General features: G+C 67.3%; 1 protein-coding gene. It reads left to right on the forward strand.

Annotation, left to right across the window (positions count from 1 at the left end; all coding sequences use genetic code 11):
* A partial coding sequence (locus NBG84_RS39770; protein WP_250924619.1) for a DDE-type integrase/transposase/recombinase occupies positions 1 to 649 on the forward strand: 649 nt, incomplete at both ends.

The following is a 649-nucleotide window of genomic DNA, read 5'->3' on the forward strand; positions in this document are numbered from 1 at the left end:
GCACGGGCCGATGATCGAGGGCAGGAAAACGTACCTGTTCGCGTTCATCGACGACCACTCGCGGGCCGTGGTCGGCCACCGGTGGGGCTTCTCCGAGGACACCGTCCGCCTGGCCGCGGCCCTGCGGCCAGCCCTCGCATCCCGCGGCGTCCCGCGCTTGGTCTACGTCGACAACGGCAGCGCGTTCGTGGACTCATGGCTCCTGAGAGCCTGCGCGAAACTCGGCATCAAACTGGTCCACTCCACCCCCGGCAGACCACAGGGCAGAGGCAAGATCGAACGGTTCTTCAGGACCGTGAACAGCGAGTTCGTCGTCGAGATCGCCTCCGGCGACGGAAAACCGGGACGACAGATCACCAGCCTGCTGGAAATGAACCGGCTGTTCACCGCCTGGGTCGAGAACGTCTACCACCGCCGAGTTCACTCCGAGACCGGAGCCGCCCCACTGGGCCGGTGGATGACCGGCAGCCCCTTCCCGGTCCCCGCCCCGGCCGACCTCGCCGAAGCCTTCCGCTGGTCCGAATACCGCACCGTCTCCAAGACCGCGCTGGTCTCCATGCACGGCAACCGCTACCAGGTCGATCCGCTCCTGTCCGGCCAGCGCGTCGAGCTGGTCTTCGACCCCTTCGACCTGTCCTTCCTGCGGGTC

The organism is Streptomyces albipurpureus, from assembly GCF_023701525.1.
Taxonomy (GTDB): domain Bacteria; phylum Actinomycetota; class Actinomycetes; order Streptomycetales; family Streptomycetaceae; genus Streptomyces; species Streptomyces albipurpureus.